Origin of the sequence: Vibrio sp. 2CM40D (assembly GCF_023161825.1) — a bacterium.
GTDB lineage: Bacteria > Pseudomonadota > Gammaproteobacteria > Enterobacterales > Vibrionaceae > Vibrio > Vibrio alginolyticus.
In genome coordinates, this window is the sequence record NZ_JALNTL010000008.1 from 79,782 (window position 1) to 95,643 (window position 15,862).

Here is a 15,862-nt window from a genome sequence, read left to right on the forward strand (position 1 = left end):
CTAGTTGTTAAGATCTTACTTATTCAGCCTGCTCAGACTCCACAATACGCTTAAGTGAATGTGGGTGCAGCTTGATACAAATGCCTTGATACTTAAACGCCACGGTTGGGTTGTTCAAGCGTTCGCCTTCCCCTTTCGGACTCGATAGTTTGATCTTCACACCTAGATCTTCCAACTCGTCAAAACGCGCGCCAAACGCTGGGTAAGTGTGTTTCAAATCAGCAAGAAACTCATCTGCAGTATCGGCATGAGATGGAATCACGAACTCCACATGCTCCCAACTTTCGCTTGGGTAGATTTTGCCTTCCGCAGGGTATGGCAGCTCCAGACACTCTATCTTCCAGCCACGGCTTTCTAACGCTTTGTCGAATTCAATAACAATAATCGGGCGACCGTTGATTTTCGCTTGTGAAATCACCTTACCGTATTGATTCCATGCTTCATGCGCAGCTTTCGCTGTTTCAGTATCATTAATACGCAGCGCAATATGATCAGCTTGAGCAAAGCTCAGATCCAGTTTTAACAGGAATGCAAGCTCTTCAATCTTAGCCATAAATGCATCCAGATCTTGGATCATCAATTCAGGCGCTAGGCGTTTTTCAACTAGTTGAGTCGTCATTGTGGCTCTCTTATGGGGCGATTTATCTCATTACTCTGAGCGCAATAGTAAACGCAAACTAAGCCACATTTCCATTCAATCGAAAAAGTATAAATTTCCCCAATTCCTCTCTGTATGAAAAGCAATAAAGTTGTTATCATTAGCCCCATTTTTGTGAACTCCAACAGAACTCGGCACTTACTTCGCCGAGTTCTTCGTCCTTGAATTGAAGGAAACGCGTGTGAATATCCAAGCACTTATTAATGACAAAGTATCTCAGGCTCTAGAAGCCGCTGGCGCACCTGCAGGTAGTCCTGCGGCAGTACGCCAATCAGCAAAGCCACAATTTGGTGACTACCAAGCAAACGGCGTAATGGGCGTTGCTAAAAAACTGGGTACTAACCCACGAGAATTTGCACAGAAAGTACTGGATGTTCTAGACCTAGACGGTATTGCGAGCAAGACAGAAATCGCAGGTCCTGGTTTCATCAACATTTTCCTAAGCGAAGAGTTCCTAGCAAAACAAGCGGAAGCAGCATTGGCTGACTCACGTCTTGGCGTTGCGGCAGACGAAGCTCAAACTATCGTTGCTGACTACTCTGCACCAAACGTTGCTAAAGAAATGCACGTTGGTCACCTACGTTCAACCATCATCGGTGATGCAGTAGTACGTACTCTTGAGTTCCTAGGTCACAAAGTGATCCGTGCGAACCACATCGGTGACTGGGGTACTCAGTTCGGTATGCTTATCGCAAACCTTGAGCGTGTACAACAAGAGTCTGGCGAAGTTTCTATGGAACTGGCTGACCTTGAAGGCTTCTACCGTGAGTCTAAGAAACTGTACGACGAAGACGAAGAATTCGCAGTGAAAGCACGTAACTACGTTGTGAAACTGCAAAGCGGCGACGAGTTCTGCGCAGAAATGTGGAAGAAGCTGGTTGACGTAACCATGATCCAAAACCAACGTAACTACGATCGTCTAAACGTATCTCTATCTCGTGATGACGTAATGGGCGAGAGCATGTACAACGACATGCTACCTAAGATCGTAGCAGACCTTAAAGCACAAGGTCTTGCGGTTGAAGATGACGGCGCGCAAGTTGTGTTCCTTGAAGAATTCAAGAACAAAGACGGCGAAGCGATGGGCGTTATCGTTCAGAAACGCGACGGCGGCTTCCTATACACAACAACGGACATCGCATGTGCGAAATACCGTTACGAAGAACTAGGCGCGGACCGCGTACTTTACTTCATCGACTCTCGTCAGCACCAACACCTAATGCAAGCTTGGACTATCGTTCGTAAAGCGGGTTACGTACCAGAGTCAGTATCTCTTGAACACCACGCGTTCGGTATGATGCTAGGTAAAGATGGTAAGCCATTCAAGACTCGTGCAGGCGGTACGGTTCGTCTTGCTGATCTTCTTGATGAAGCAGAAGTTCGTGCAGCACAGCTGATCGAATCTAAAAACCCTGAACTAGATGCGGAAGAAAAAGAGAAGATCTCTAAAACAGTTGCAATGGCAGCGGTTAAATACTCTGACTTATCTAAACACCGTACGACTGACTACGTGTTCGATTGGGACAACATGTTAGCGTTTGAAGGTAACACAGCACCATACATGCAATATGCATACACTCGCGTAGCTTCTATTTTCGCTAAAGCTGGTGTTGCTATGGACGCTCTCCAAGGTGACATCAAAATCACTGATGAGAAAGAGAAAGCACTTATTGCTAAACTTATGCAGTTCGAAGAAGCGGTTCAATCTGTCGCTCGCGAAGGCCAACCACACATCATGTGTAGCTACCTATTCGAACTAGCAGGTCAGTTCTCTAGCTTCTACGAAGCATGCCCTATCCTAGTTGCTGAAGACGAAGCAGTGAAACAAAGCCGCCTGAAACTAGCAGCGCTAACAGCGAAGACCATCAAGCAAGGTCTGTCTCTACTAGGTATTGATACTCTAGAGCGTATGTAATCCGCTTTTACGTAGGTAGCTTAAGTAGCACAAGCTAAATGATGACAAAGGTTGACGTGAAAGCGTCAACCTTTTGTTTTATCTGGCGTATACTGATGTCATTCAATTCAAATCGGACAACATAATGAGTTTTGAACTGCACCCTCAACTGGCAAAAGACACCACCGTTATCGGCCACTTCCCACTGTGTGTGGCGCTTCTGCATAAAGATAACGCCGTGCCATGGGTTATCTTGGTCCCTAAACGTGCAAACCTAAAAGAGCTTCACCACTTGCCAATGCAAGAACAGCAACAGTTTTTGCTAGAGTCTCAAGCGGTAAGCCAAGCACTGGAAGCAACATTCCGTCCAGACAAGCTAAACCTTGGTGCGCTAGGTAATATGGTGCCACAGCTGCACATTCACCATATTGCTCGCTTCAAAGATGACGTAGCATGGCCGGGACCGGTTTGGGGTAACACCAAAGGTGAATTCCGTACAGAAGAAGAGCAAAACGAATTGCTTGGTCGCATTAAAAATGTGCTGTCACTGAGTTCTATTTTCCAAAAAGCATAAGCACTGCTAGCGAAAATAATTCGCCTTTGAATACGGCTGAAATAGACAGAGAAAGATTAATACGTATTTGTAACAATCTTTCTCATTTTTCTGGGATTATCACTAAAATAAAACTTGTTTAGACTACCAGCTCAGTTAGAGAGGGTCATCATGAAACAAGTCTTCAACACATTCCGATACGTCAGCTGGATCGCCATTATCTGTTCTATGGCTGCTTCATTCTTGCTTTTTCTTATGGGTGCAGCAAAAACCTATTCGGCATTTGCGGTCTTCATTCTCAATCAAACACCTCCAGAAGCACTCGCACATTTAGATAAAGCAGACATCGCGATCGCTTATTTGATCAAGTCACTGGATACGTTTCTTGTCGCACTAGTTTTGTTCATCTTTGCTCACGGCATCTACACACTATTTATTTCCAACAAAGCTAAAGCGAAAACACAAGAGCAGTCGGTTTTGCATTGGATCAGAACCCCAAACATCGGCCATCTAAAAAACATTTTGGCTGAAGTCATCATCGTGATCTTGTTTGTGAAGTTCTTAGAGCTCGTGCTGATTAACTTCGACAGCTTAGATTGGACGATCTTAACATTACCTATTTCGATTTTAGTTTTAAGTCTTGGTTTAAAGTTCCTAGAGTTAGGCGCGACTAAACACTCTGAAGAACATTAATTTCGCTGTATTCACAAACAATAACCAGCAAAATAAAAGCCGCATCATTGCTGATGCGGCTTTGTCGTTTTTACGTGATAATTTTTAGGTGACTAATTTTGATAGTCGCTACATGGTGACTGTCAGAGACAAACCATCTTGTTTAGTCACTGAGTAGCGAACACGAGTCACGTCATGAGCTTTATTAGTGTCGACTAGGCGGCTAATTTTGCCCTTCTTAATCCACACGTTTAACATCGCGTCGGCGCCATCTTCACTCATCCCAAACTGTTTAGCCAGATCTGACTGGGAGACGGTTCCTTTGTCTGCAATGTATTGATAAAGCTCTTTTAAAATCATGCTACTTGCGCCTCTAATGCACCGTTTTGTTTCTTACCAACTTGTTTGAACACACGGTATGTGCCAAAGAAGATAGCTACGATCACAGCCATCCAAATACCACTTGTTACTGGGCTATCTGCGAAATGCGTCAATTGGTTGTAGAACGTCGCACATAGGTAAGCCAAGCCCATTGTCCAAACCGCGATAAAGCGTGCGAACTTATGACCAAACTCACGTACGTAAGCACCCATCGCCGCCACACAAGGAGTGTACAGTAGGATAAAGATTAGGTAAGCAAATGCGGCATTACCAGAAGCAAACTGCGATTTGATGTTACCGAAGATAGAAGCATCGACTTCTTGCTCTTCTGCAACGGCATTTGAGTCAGTTAAGTCACCCACTTCAATACCTAGTGGATCTGAGTAGCTCAAACCGGCTAGGTTTTCAGGGATACTCATTACTGCCTCTTCTAGGCTGCCCATTAGATCAAATTCTGCGTCTTCACCGTCGCTTGGCGTAGTGTATAGACTGTTCAGCGTACCAACTACCGCCTCTTTTGCGAAGATACCAGTAATGATACCTACGGTCGCTGGCCAGTTGTCTTCTTGAACACCGATTGGTGAGAATACTGGAGTCACAACTTGCGCTGCTTTAGAAAGCACAGAGTTTTCGCTGTCTTCGTTACCAAAACTGCCATCAGTCCCCAATGAGTTGAAGAAACTCAGAATAGCAACAACGATAACGATGGTTTTACCTGCACCAAGTACAAAGCGCTTTAGCTTTTGCCAAGTTTTGATCACCACGTTTTGTAGCGTCGGAAGCTCGTAATCTGGCATTTCCATCAATAGGCTATCGCTGCTACCTGGATAAAGCGTGTGCTTAAGGAAAAGACCTGTGAAGATCGCTGCCACAATACCAAGTAGGTAAAGTGCGAATACAATGTTCTGGCCAGAACCTGGGAAGAATGCCGCAGCGAATAGCGCGTATACAGGCAGACGAGCACCACATGACATAAATGGTGCCATAGAGGCAGCCAGTTTACGCTCACGTTCTTGGTCTAGAGTACGAGTTGCCATGATTGACGGTACGTTACAGCCAAAACCAAGAACCAACGGTACAAATGCTTTGCCCGGTAGACCGATCTTCTGCATCACTTTATCTAGTACGAATGCTGCGCGAGCCATGTAACCTGAGCTCTCAAGTACCGCTAGGAACAGGTACAAACACGCGATAACCGGAATGAAGGTTGCAACCGTCTGGATACCACCACCGATACCATCAGCAAGAACCGTCACTAACCACACAGGCAAATGACCGTCTAACAAGTGGTGACCACCATCAACCAACAATGCGCCCACACCAATGTCAAAAAAGTCGATAAATGCACTACCGATGTTAATCGAGAACATAAACATCAGGTACATAACAACAAAGAAGAAAGGAATTCCAATCCACTTGTTCAAAATAAACTGGTCGAGTCTTTCAGTCACACTACGACTTAACTTGCCTTCGCTTCGGCGAACTTTTTTACACTGTTCATGCAGATGCGTGTACTTAGTATCCGCGACATGCAAATCGATATCCAAATCTAACGTCGTAATGACTTCCAATACTTTGCTTCTATCAATATCAGAAAGACTATTGAGCACCATTGTGTCTTTTTCAAGCGCACGAATCGCTAGTGCACGATGAGCGACGGTTTGGTCGTTAAAAAGTGCGGAAACCGTTTGAATTGCCGACTCCATCTTCTCACCGTAATGCAAAGACAATTCCTTAAGTGGCACTCCTTGAACGATGGATTTATGGAGCTTTTCTTTAAACTCTGCCACTTGAGTTTTATCGGTTGCAGATAAACAGACAACCGGACAACCTAACGTTTTCTCAAGCTCTGCAACGTTAATCATCTGACGTTCACGCTTTAGCGCATCCATCTTGTTGAGGACAACAATCATAGGGCGACCAAGTTCGCGAAGTTGCAGCGTCATATATAAGCTGCGCTCTAAACTTGTAGCATCCACCACGTTAATAATGAGATCAGCAGGATGAGTTAGGACCGCACGCGATGCGATGGATTCATCAATACTATTACTATCATTACCACTGTCTAATGAGTAAATACCCGGAAGGTCAGTGAGCAAAAACTCATCCCCAGCATGCTTGAATTGTCCCGTTTTCTTTTCAACCGTGACGCCTGCCCAGTTACCAACTTGCTGTTTTGCGCCAGTTAAACCATTAAATAGCGTCGTTTTACCACTATTAGGGTTACCTACGGTTAGCACTTGATATTGCATTACACTCGCTCCACTTCAATTTTCTGAGCAATTGTTTCTCGCAATGCGACAGACACACCACGGACTTCGACTTGTAAAGGATCGCCCATTGGCGCACGTCGAATCACTTTGACTTCTGTATTGGGAAGCAGCCCCATTACCATGAGTTTCTTTCTGATATCTGATGAAAGACCATCTAACAACCGAATCGTCACCGTATCGCCAGGATTAATCTCTGATAACTTCATAGTGGCCCTTAAGAGTATTGCTAATGAGAAATATTATTATTTAATAAGTTTAGGTTGCCAATATTACTCCCCTATACCCCTTCAATCCTTGTGTGAAATCAAAGATTCCGTAAATGTTTTCACGCTTTCAAACGTTAACTTCGTAAATTTCCTCTCGTTATTTACGTCAAAATTAACAATTAAAAATGACACCTAACGAAACAAAAATGTCACAAACCAAGACAGAAAACAAAAAATTCAAATTAAAACAATGGGTTAAGTAAAAAGCCAAACGTTGTCGCTTTTCTCATATAAACATGGCGTTATTTTTATAAGAAAAATAAGTAACCTCTCGTATAGTTACTCCATCGAGAGGGCAACCTCTCTAATAAATTCCAGAGGTGGCATGGCAACATGTCACTCCGGCAGCAAGCGAAGGTGTCCTTGACACCCGTGGTATAGTCCCCCCGGCTATACCACGATATTTTTTTTCACCTCTTTCAAAACTTCTTTACCTTATTCATCTTTTCAACACAGTTTTCGTTTTCACGAATGTCGCACACCATCATTCACCCAAATGAACAACGCTCTTTTGATACAGCAATACAACTGTCATTTATTTGTTGCAACTATCAATAAATCATTCTCTTGAAGCCATTTATGCTTATTGCTATGAACATCGCGACTAACAGATAGAACGTGATCGTGCTTACGTGTTGAGAATGGATTTGTAGGCTAGATGTGATGAAGAAACAATGAAACTCACTGCGTTAGCAACTACAGCAATAATAGAGCACTGTATGCAGCTCCCCAGCATCTTAACTATTAACTAGGGAGCGTATAATGAAGGTTTTCTAGTTAATTTCTTGGCTTTCTTGAGTCAAAGCAAACTTGGATGGGGGCAAACCAAAATGCAGCTTAAACTTTTGGCTAAAGTAAGATGGATCATTAAAGCCAGAGTTAAAGGCGACTTCACTGATTTTCTCACCCGCCAATAACTTTTCACACGCCGTTTCCAAACGAACCTCTGTGACATAGTCTTTTAACGTTCTTGACGAGGCAGATTTAAAACGTCTCTGCAAAGAGCGTTCAGACATATACAGCATTTTAGCGGCTGACGCAGTGCCAAATTCAGGATCATGGTAATGCTCTGCCACTAATTGATAGACTTTTTGCAACCACTCTTTCTCTGGTGTGACTTGATCTTCTGCAATAGTTACAGGATTGAGTTCTTGCTGCGGTTCATCCAGATAACTCCTTTCCTTCGCAGATGGCCATGTAATCTCGACTTTGTTTTGAGCATCAGAAGAGAAGACAGCCAAATAACCACCACTCGTTGTCACTAGTTGGGCAAGGTGGTCAATACTCAACTCAGAGTGATTTAAGTTAGATGGAAGCCCAGTCGCGACTTTATTAGGTAATTGCGTCCCGTAATCAAGAAAGCTCAATGACACAATATCATGCCCCTTTTCTAGCATAATTCTAACCGTTTGACCTCGGAAAGAGCGCTTGATGATATTGGCAAAAATGCTATTGAAAATAACATCAAGATTAAAACTTTCCAGAGCAACCCGGCTCTGCTTGCTCTCATCTTCTAGCTCTACCAAAATACCCGCTTTTGCAAAGTCATCTTGCCATACATCAACCACTGACTGAGTTATCTGACTCAAGTCGTAGTTCTGACTCCCACCACTTACATCACTTGGAACGCTTTTGAGTTCATTTAACTGCCAATTCGTTTTAGCCAAATGATCCTCTGTCGCAGTGTCCAGAGGCATAGGTAGTTTCGCCACAATAAAGTCGACGCTTGATTTTATGGATAGAGCTACATGGTCTACGAGTAGGTTTCTAACTTGAATCTGTTTACGTAATTGCTGGTTGCTCGTAAGCAACACTCTACTTTGATGTCTTAACTGATTCGTTTTGAGAGTCACTTGAGCTGCTAGATCACGGTTAGCCTGTACAACGTAGCGAGAGCGCCAGAAAACAAGTAATGCGACGACCGCAATACTAGCTACGACAAAGCCTAAAATAGCAAATCGCGATAGATACCAAGGATGAAGGACGATAAAGTGAGATTCTAAACCAACGACTCCAGCGGCAACTTGAGACGCATTACTGACCTGCAAGTGATATTCACCGGAACTAAGGTGCTCGAGTGTCAGTTGGCCCCCCTCTAACGTTTGCCATGGGTCATCGTTGTTCAATCGATAGTACAAATTTTGACTGTCTGGTTTTGGCATCACACCGAATAAAAAACTCAGCGAAGATCCATATGGCAGTGTGAGCCCATTCAGATCGGCACTACCAACTTGCAGAACTTCATTTTCAAGCACAACTTGGCTAACAATAAACTTAGACTCTGGGGGATTAGATACAAGCAGCTTGGATGCTTCTGCTTTTACGAGTCCGTACTTCGACCCCAGAACAAGCTCTCGCTCACCAATTTCTGTCTGCTGTATAACGCTACAAATACCAGGGAGGAACTCATTGTTCATTAAGCCTGATGACGATGAGTAATGTTTCACTAACTCACCCGAAAGGTGGTAATAGCTTAAACCGACAGAGGAAGCTAACCATATACCTTGCCTGTCTCTGATCAAGCAAGCAGGTCTGGCGTTGGGCTCACTCATTTCAACAACACGTTTTTCATCGCTTCGTGTATCAGTTTTAAACACACCATAAGATGAAGCAAACCACTGGCTGCCATCAACCGCCGTGGTCATGTCTAATGATTCACCAAACTTTTCTGAAAAACGGATAAACTGGATGTTGTCATTACTGTATTGGTATACGCCATGATCGGTGCCTATTAATAGGGCATCTTCAGTATCATATAGGCGCGTAACCTTAGCAGGCAAATACTGACTTACTAGCCACTCACTTCCAAAGTTTCGTACGCTTTGTGCAGCAGTATCAACATTGTAAAGATGGTATCCGCTTGATACCCAAAGACGGTCATCACCATCAACGGTCACATGCTCTACGGCATGTCCGGCCATAACCTGTAAATAAGGAAATGTAATCTTGTTGAGACCATTTAGCTCAAATATTTCCAGCCCTTTTGAGGTTGCAAGCCAAAGCATGCCGTTTTGAAACGCAAATTCATTGATCTGCGACTCCAACTCTAAGACTTGGTTAATCCCACTCTTTCCTGAACGATAAATCTTTCGGTCATCAGCAAACCAAAGCGCACCATCAGGACCTTCAATAGTTTGCCGAATTCGTCCTGATAGGGTGTGTGAGTCATAACTACTAAAGGTCACTCGTTCAAATTTTTTACTAAATAGCGAGTAATAACGAATACCTTGGTTAGTCGCAATCCACATCCCTCCCATATTGTCGCTCAACAACGAATAAATCTTCGTGTTATCTAACTCTAACTCAAGAAAACTTGCAGGCGCGACTTCGGTGACCTCACCTGAAAAAAATGAGTACAAATAAAGGCCATGCTCTGTCCCCACCCAATACTCTTTATTTGTCTCTGCGAATGTCAAAACATGTGAGTCGCCAATTCTAATCACTTCTTTATCAGGCTGGTAAATGTTGAAAATTAAAGCGCCACGCAATGTACCTATCAAAATTTCTCTTCGCGTGTGTGAATAATAGACTTTCTCAATGTAGCTTTGACCTGAGGCAGCGACATGGTCAAACTTATCACCTTCAGAAAGATAGAAGCCGGAAGTCGTTGCTAGTGCCCACTTCGTTTCAACTAGCACCGCATCATTAATGTAAACGTAGCTATTATTACTATGTTGATAGAGCTGCAATAGAGAGAAAGAGTTTAACTCGCTAGTGTCGATATTGTAGGTATAGAAATGCGAGCCATCACTCACCCAAATATAGTTCTTTGAAGACCCTATTTTTCTTATTTGTGAGCCTGGATTTAAACTAAAGACTAAACGTCGTTCCTGATTTGGATAAGTTCGATAGACCTCATTTTCAATAAAGGTCCAAAAAGCACCTTTATGATAAGCCAACTGCTTAGCCGACGTTTGTAGGAAGCTACCTGATTTAGGCAATATAGTTTGACCATCGTAAAACAGGACTCTCCCGTGTACGTCATGAATCCACAAACCGCCCTTTTCACCCAAGAACAACTTTTTAGCCGCGATAAAAGTACCCTTTGCCTGAGTTGGCAAAGGGTAAAAGATTGCATTTGCATTATGAAGCGCAAATGCTTGGTAGGATAAGACGAAGCCCAACAGAGCAAGGGCTAATTGGCGTAGCAAGACGAAAACCTTTTGTATCAATTTGTGCTCTGAAAGTGACCGTTCATCGTTTGTAAAACATGGATTGATACGGTTATTTTGAGCTGATAATTATTGGTAATGATATCTCAATTACTTTCTGAGAAAAGGCTCGCCTTACCAAAGGTTGTAATTCTTACTACTGGATCACGTTAAAAAGACTACTCCTACATTACGACAGCACTTAATCTGACTTTTTGTTCAAGCATTGCTCAAAACTATTCGCCATATTGTTGAGAAAAGTAAAGTAACTGCCAGGTTTTGCTTCAATTGTACTCCCTAACGGGTCAAGCTCGCCTTTAGCGACATCACTGCCTCTCATTACGCTCTGAACGACAGCCGGGGTAAACTGAGGTTCAGAAAATACACAAGCCACATCTCCACCACTTAGCTTTTGACGAATTTGAATTAAGGTCTTCGCTCCTGGCTTGCGTTCTGGGCTCACAGTAAAATGCCCCATTTGATTTAGTTCATAACGATCTTCGAAATAACCGTAAGCATCATGGAATACAAAGTAACCTTTGTTTTTTACTGGTGCCAGCTTCTGCTTTATCTGTTGGTCAGTGTCTTTTAGCTCGAGTTCAAACTTTTTGAGGTTCGCTTGATATTGAGCTGCATTTTCCGGATCAAGTGATACAAGTTGATTCACAACAGCCTTGGCCACTTGTTGTGCTTGGCTTACACCTAGCCAAAAGTGCGGATCATGTGAGCCATGATCGTGCCCATCATGGTCATGGTTGTGCTCACTATCAAATTCACGCAATTCTAGATTTGGAATTTGACTAATAGTCAAAGTATTCGATCTATCCGAAACAACTTTCTCTAGAAACGGTTCAAGATCATGTCCGTACCAGATAACCAAATCAGCCGAAGCGACCTTTTTAACATCCGATGGACGCAAAGCATAGTCATGGGGTGATGTGTTAGACTGCAATAGCACGTCTGGTGAAGTTACTCCTTGAGTAAGCTCTGTTACTAACAACTGAATAGGTTTGATACTCGTCAGTACCGTTACCGCCTGTGCTGGCAGTGTTAACATTGCTGAGGCAGCAAGAATTAATGCTCTTTTCATAGTTTTACTTGGGATATGGCGTGGAAAGTGAGATAATGTTACATTATAACATTATTGATTTGCAAATGAGTTTCATTCATGTCTTCCTTAGTCCATCTTGAGCAGTTATGCGTCGAGTTCGATGGCCGCAGAGTTCTCGATAACATTAGTATGGAATTAGAAAAGGGCAAAATAACTACCCTAATTGGTCCCAATGGAGCGGGAAAATCAACGTTAGTCAAAGTTATCTTAGGTCTTCAAAAGCCGACTAGCGGCAAGTTGAACCGACAAAGAAAACTGAAAATTGGTTACGTTCCTCAAAAGTTGAAGCTCAATGACTCCCTTCCATTGAATGTAACCCGCTTCCTAAATTTAGCAGGAAAATACAGTAAGCAGGAGTGCATTGATGCATTAAGGCTTGTTGGCGCTGAACATTTACTTAATAGTAATATGCATCGCTTATCCGGTGGTGAAAACCAACGAGTGTTACTGGCGCGCGCTCTGCTTCAGCGTCCTCAGCTGTTGGTATTAGACGAACCAGCTCAGGGTGTGGATATCCAAGGTCAAATCGATCTCTATGACTTAATTGAGAGCATTCGTCACCGCTTTGATTGTGGCGTATTTATGGTGTCGCATGACTTACATTTAGTGATGGCGAAAACGGACGATGTTATTTGTCTGCATCACCATGTTTGCTGCTCAGGTTCACCTGCCACTATTACTCAGCACCCTTCTTACATCGCACTATTTGGCAATGCAGCGAGAGAATCTCTCGCGTTTTATCATCACGACCATGAGCACCATCATCACGATTTATCCGGAACGCCTGTAAGCGGTGATGCGACATCATGCTCCCACCATAAACACGGACATCACCATCATGATTGAGTTTCTCCTACCTTCTATTCTTGCTGGTATTGGTATCGCGATCATTGCCGGTCCACTTGGGTCATTTGTCGTTTGGCGTAAAATGGCTTACTTCGGAGATACCCTAGCTCATGCATCGTTAATGGGCCTAGCGCTGGGCTTCTTGCTCAACGTAAACCTCTACCTTGCCCTACTCGTCTGCTGTTTAGCTCTGGCCGTTTTGCTTGTCACTCTGCAAAAGCAACAACTTGTGGCTACAGACACGTTGTTAGGTATATTGGCACACAGTGCACTCTCTATCGGTTTAGTATCGGTTAGCTTTTTGGAAAACGTGCGCGTCGATTTAATGAGCTACCTATTTGGGGACTTACTTGCCGTCTCTCCACAAGATCTGATGTTTATTTACGCAGGTGTTGTTGCGGTGAGTGCGTGTTTGTACGTCTTCTGGCGCCCACTGCTTTCTAGCACTGTTAGTGAAGAACTTGCCGCTGTTGAGGGCGTGAATACAGACTTAGTTCGATTGGTGTTAATGCTAATGGTGGGTGTAGTAATCGCAGTAGGTATGAAGTTCGTTGGCGCGTTGATCATGACTTCGCTCCTAATTATCCCAGCAGCAACAGCACGTAAAGTCTCTTCATCACCAGAGCAAATGGCATTGTTCGCATCTATTATTGGCTCAGTGGCAGTACTGATGGGGCTTAGCCTATCATGGCACTTCGATACACCGGCCGGCCCTTCTGTAGTGATCAGCGCAACATCCTTATTTATGCTGAGCCAGCTGATTAAAAGCAAAGCATAATCGCATTGAGCATTAAACGCGAAAGACCTTGCTAACAACAAACATAAACCCACGGAAACGGAAAAAGAAAAGCCTGCGAAGTCGCAGGCTTTTTAATACTTATTAAGTAGTGTGGTCGATTACCAACCCGTCACTTCACGTAGACCTTGGCCGATCTCTGCTAGAGATTTCACAGTTTTAACGCCAGCCGCTTCTAGTGCAGCGAATTTGTCTTCAGCAGTACCTTTACCACCAGAGATAATCGCACCAGCATGACCCATACGCTTACCAGGAGGCGCAGTCACACCAGCAATGTAAGAAACCACTGGCTTCGTTACATTTTCTTTAATGTATGCTGCTGCTTCTTCTTCTGCAGTACCACCGATCTCACCAATCATAACGATCGCTTCTGTCTCAGGGTCTTCTTGGAACAGTTTTAGGATATCAATGAAGTTTGAACCCGGGATTGGGTCACCACCGATACCAACACAAGTAGACTGGCCGAAACCTTCGTCAGTGGTTTGCTTAACTGCTTCGTAAGTTAGAGTACCGCTACGAGATACAATACCTACTTTGCCTTTCTTGTGGATGTGACCAGGCATGATACCGATCTTACACTCATCAGGAGTGATAACGCCCGGACAGTTAGGACCAATCATGCGAACGCCAGTTTCTTCTAGCTTCACTTTCACGTCGATCATATCTGTAGTAGGGATACCTTCAGTAATCGTTACGATTAGCTCGATACCCGCGTCAATCGCTTCTAGGATTGCATCTTTACAGAAAGGTGCTGGTACGTAGATGACTGTCGCTGTTGCACCAGTCGCTTCTACTGCTTCACGAACTGTGTTGAATACAGGAAGACCTAGGTGAGTTTGGCCACCTTTACCTGGAGACACACCGCCAACCATTTGCGTACCGTATGCGATAGCTTGCTCTGAGTGGAAAGTACCTTGACCACCAGTGAACCCCTGACAGATTACTTTAGTGTCTTTGTTAATTAATACAGACATTATTTAGCCTCCGCAGCAGCAACAACTTTCTGAGCAGCATCAGTTAGCGACTCAGCAGCAATGATATCAACATCAGAATTAGCAAGAACTTCGCGACCTAGGTCAGCGTTAGTACCTTCAAGACGAACAACAACAGGTACGCTTACGCCTACCTCTTTAACCGCACCGATAATACCTTCTGCGATCATGTCACAACGTACAATACCACCGAAGATGTTAACAAGTACCGCTTTCACATTGTCATCAGATAGGATGATCTTGAATGCTTCAGCAACACGCTCTTTCGTCGCGCCGCCACCTACATCTAAGAAGTTAGCTGGTTTGCCGCCGTGTAGGTTTACGATATCCATCGTACCCATTGCTAGGCCTGCACCGTTAACCATACAGCCAACGTTACCGTCTAGTGCTACGTAGTTCAGCTCCCACTGAGCTGCGTGTGCTTCACGCTCATCTTCTTGTGAAGGATCGTGCATTTCACGAAGCTTAGGCTGACGGTACAGTGCGTTTGAGTCGATGTTGATCTTACCGTCAAGACATAGCAAGTTGCCTTCACCAGTAATCACAAGTGGGTTGATCTCTAGCAGAGCAAGATCGTACTGAGAAAACATAGTGCCAAGACCCATAAAGATCTTAACGAATTGTTTGATTTGGTCGCCTTCAAGACCAAGTTTGAACGCTAGCTCACGACCTTGGTAAGCTTGTGGACCTACTAGTGGGTCAATTGCTGCTTTGTGGATGAGTTCCGGCGTTTCTTCCGCAACTTTTTCAATTTCCACACCACCTTCGGTAGAAGCCATGAAAACGATCTTACGGCTAGCACGGTCAACTACCGCACCTAGGTATAGTTCATTCGCAATATTTGAAGCTTCTTCAACAAGGATTTTTGTTACTGGCTGACCATTTGCGTCTGTTTGGTAAGTTACTAGGTTTTTACCTAACCACTTCTGTGCAAACTCTTTAACGCCTTCTTTTGTATCGTGTAGCTCTACGCCACCCGCTTTACCACGGCCACCAGCGTGAACCTGACATTTAACTACTTTCTTGGCTGTACTAATACGGCCTGCGGCTTCAAAAGCTTCTTGTGGTGTATCACACGCGTAGCCTTCTGGCACAGGCAAACCGAATTCTGCAAACAGCTGTTTGGCTTGGTATTCATGCAAATTCATTTCGATATTCCGTTTGTTTTTCCCTTAAGGGATTTATTATTTCCATAACGCTGCAGTCTTGGCTGCTTGTACGTCTGTAGGGTCTTCTCAAATCAATCCTTTATCATGAGTTCTCATACTG

The 15,862-nt window shown here is 43.9% G+C and carries 13 protein-coding genes; 5 read left to right on the forward strand and 8 right to left on the reverse strand.

Annotated features, from left to right (window positions below):
- Positions 1 to 19 precede the first annotated feature (19 nt).
- On the reverse strand, positions 20 to 619 hold the full coding sequence (locus MTF70_RS18095) for a VOC family protein (RefSeq protein WP_248394197.1): 600 nt from the start codon (positions 617 to 619) through the stop codon (positions 20 to 22).
- A gap of 220 nt (positions 620 to 839) precedes the next feature.
- Between MTF70_RS18095 and argS the strand changes: the two genes are divergently transcribed.
- The 3 genes from argS to MTF70_RS18110 all read left to right on the forward strand — a co-directional run bounded on the left by argS (position 840) and on the right by MTF70_RS18110 (position 3,798).
- Positions 840 to 2,573 (forward strand): arginine--tRNA ligase, encoded by a 1,734-nt coding sequence (gene argS / locus MTF70_RS18100; RefSeq protein WP_248394199.1) that lies wholly within the window; start codon positions 840 to 842, stop codon positions 2,571 to 2,573.
- Between the two features lie 124 nt (positions 2,574 to 2,697).
- Entirely contained in the window at positions 2,698 to 3,126 is a 429-nt protein-coding gene (locus MTF70_RS18105) for an HIT domain-containing protein (RefSeq protein WP_005382194.1), read from the forward strand.
- Between the two features lie 150 nt (positions 3,127 to 3,276).
- Positions 3,277 to 3,798, forward strand: a complete 522-nt coding sequence (locus MTF70_RS18110; protein ID WP_005382193.1) for a YqhA family protein — start codon at positions 3,277 to 3,279, stop codon at positions 3,796 to 3,798.
- Between the two features lie 108 nt (positions 3,799 to 3,906).
- Here MTF70_RS18110 and MTF70_RS18115 read toward each other — a convergent pair whose 3' ends face one another.
- The 5 genes from MTF70_RS18115 to znuA form a co-directional block, all read right to left on the reverse strand.
- Positions 3,907 to 4,137 (reverse strand): FeoC-like transcriptional regulator, encoded by a 231-nt coding sequence (locus MTF70_RS18115; protein ID WP_005382192.1) that lies wholly within the window; start codon positions 4,135 to 4,137, stop codon positions 3,907 to 3,909.
- Positions 4,134 to 6,410 carry a Fe(2+) transporter permease subunit FeoB gene (gene feoB / locus MTF70_RS18120; RefSeq protein WP_025766981.1) on the reverse strand — a complete coding sequence of 759 codons (2,277 nt, stop codon included), beginning with the start codon at positions 6,408 to 6,410 and terminating at the stop codon, positions 4,134 to 4,136. Before feoB ends, MTF70_RS18115 begins: the two co-directional genes overlap by 4 nt.
- Positions 6,410 to 6,637 (reverse strand): FeoA family protein, encoded by a 228-nt coding sequence (locus MTF70_RS18125; RefSeq protein WP_005382190.1) that lies wholly within the window; start codon positions 6,635 to 6,637, stop codon positions 6,410 to 6,412. Before MTF70_RS18125 ends, feoB begins: the two co-directional genes overlap by 1 nt.
- Positions 6,638 to 7,470: 833 nt before the next feature.
- Positions 7,471 to 10,848, reverse strand: a complete 3,378-nt coding sequence (locus MTF70_RS18130; protein ID WP_205460856.1) for an AraC family transcriptional regulator — start codon at positions 10,846 to 10,848, stop codon at positions 7,471 to 7,473.
- 202 nt (positions 10,849 to 11,050) lie between these two features.
- Positions 11,051 to 11,938 carry a zinc ABC transporter substrate-binding protein ZnuA gene (gene znuA / locus MTF70_RS18135; protein WP_033906913.1) on the reverse strand — a complete coding sequence of 296 codons (888 nt, stop codon included), beginning with the start codon at positions 11,936 to 11,938 and terminating at the stop codon, positions 11,051 to 11,053.
- A gap of 78 nt (positions 11,939 to 12,016) precedes the next feature.
- On the opposite strand from znuA, the gene znuC reads away from it, so the two are divergent.
- Positions 12,017 to 12,805: a zinc ABC transporter ATP-binding protein ZnuC gene (znuC, locus tag MTF70_RS18140; protein ID WP_005382185.1), complete on the forward strand. Its 789-nt coding sequence runs from the start codon at positions 12,017 to 12,019 to the stop codon at positions 12,803 to 12,805.
- Complete coding sequence (gene znuB, locus MTF70_RS18145; protein ID WP_005382183.1) at positions 12,798 to 13,583, forward strand: zinc ABC transporter permease subunit ZnuB; 786 nt, start codon at positions 12,798 to 12,800, stop codon at positions 13,581 to 13,583. Before znuC ends, znuB begins: the two co-directional genes overlap by 8 nt.
- Positions 13,584 to 13,702: 119 nt before the next feature.
- Here the strand turns inward: znuB and sucD are convergent, their stop codons facing one another.
- Entirely contained in the window at positions 13,703 to 14,575 is an 873-nt protein-coding gene (sucD, locus tag MTF70_RS18150; RefSeq protein ID WP_005382181.1) for a succinate--CoA ligase subunit alpha, read from the reverse strand.
- A complete protein-coding gene (sucC, locus tag MTF70_RS18155; RefSeq protein WP_005382179.1) occupies positions 14,575 to 15,741 on the reverse strand; it encodes an ADP-forming succinate--CoA ligase subunit beta in 1,167 nt (388 codons plus the stop codon). The genes sucD and sucC overlap by 1 nt, the downstream gene beginning before the upstream one ends.
- Between the last annotated feature and the right edge of the window lie 121 nt (positions 15,742 to 15,862).

Coding starts and splice junctions, on each gene's coding strand:
- MTF70_RS18095 (WP_248394197.1), bottom strand. CDS start 619: ATGACGACTCAACTAGTTGAAAAACGCCTAGCGCCTGAATTGATGATC.
- MTF70_RS18115 (WP_005382192.1), bottom strand. CDS start 4,137: ATGATTTTAAAAGAGCTTTATCAATACATTGCAGACAAAGGAACCGTC.
- MTF70_RS18110 (WP_005382193.1), top strand. CDS start 3,277: ATGAAACAAGTCTTCAACACATTCCGATACGTCAGCTGGATCGCCATT.
- znuB (WP_005382183.1), top strand. CDS start 12,798: ATGATTGAGTTTCTCCTACCTTCTATTCTTGCTGGTATTGGTATCGCG.
- sucD (WP_005382181.1), bottom strand. CDS start 14,575: ATGTCTGTATTAATTAACAAAGACACTAAAGTAATCTGTCAGGGGTTC.
- MTF70_RS18125 (WP_005382190.1), bottom strand. CDS start 6,637: ATGAAGTTATCAGAGATTAATCCTGGCGATACGGTGACGATTCGGTTG.
- feoB (WP_025766981.1), bottom strand. CDS start 6,410: ATGCAATATCAAGTGCTAACCGTAGGTAACCCTAATAGTGGTAAAACG.
- sucC (WP_005382179.1), bottom strand. CDS start 15,741: ATGAATTTGCATGAATACCAAGCCAAACAGCTGTTTGCAGAATTCGGT.
- znuC (WP_005382185.1), top strand. CDS start 12,017: ATGTCTTCCTTAGTCCATCTTGAGCAGTTATGCGTCGAGTTCGATGGC.
- znuA (WP_033906913.1), bottom strand. CDS start 11,938: ATGAAAAGAGCATTAATTCTTGCTGCCTCAGCAATGTTAACACTGCCA.
- MTF70_RS18105 (WP_005382194.1), top strand. CDS start 2,698: ATGAGTTTTGAACTGCACCCTCAACTGGCAAAAGACACCACCGTTATC.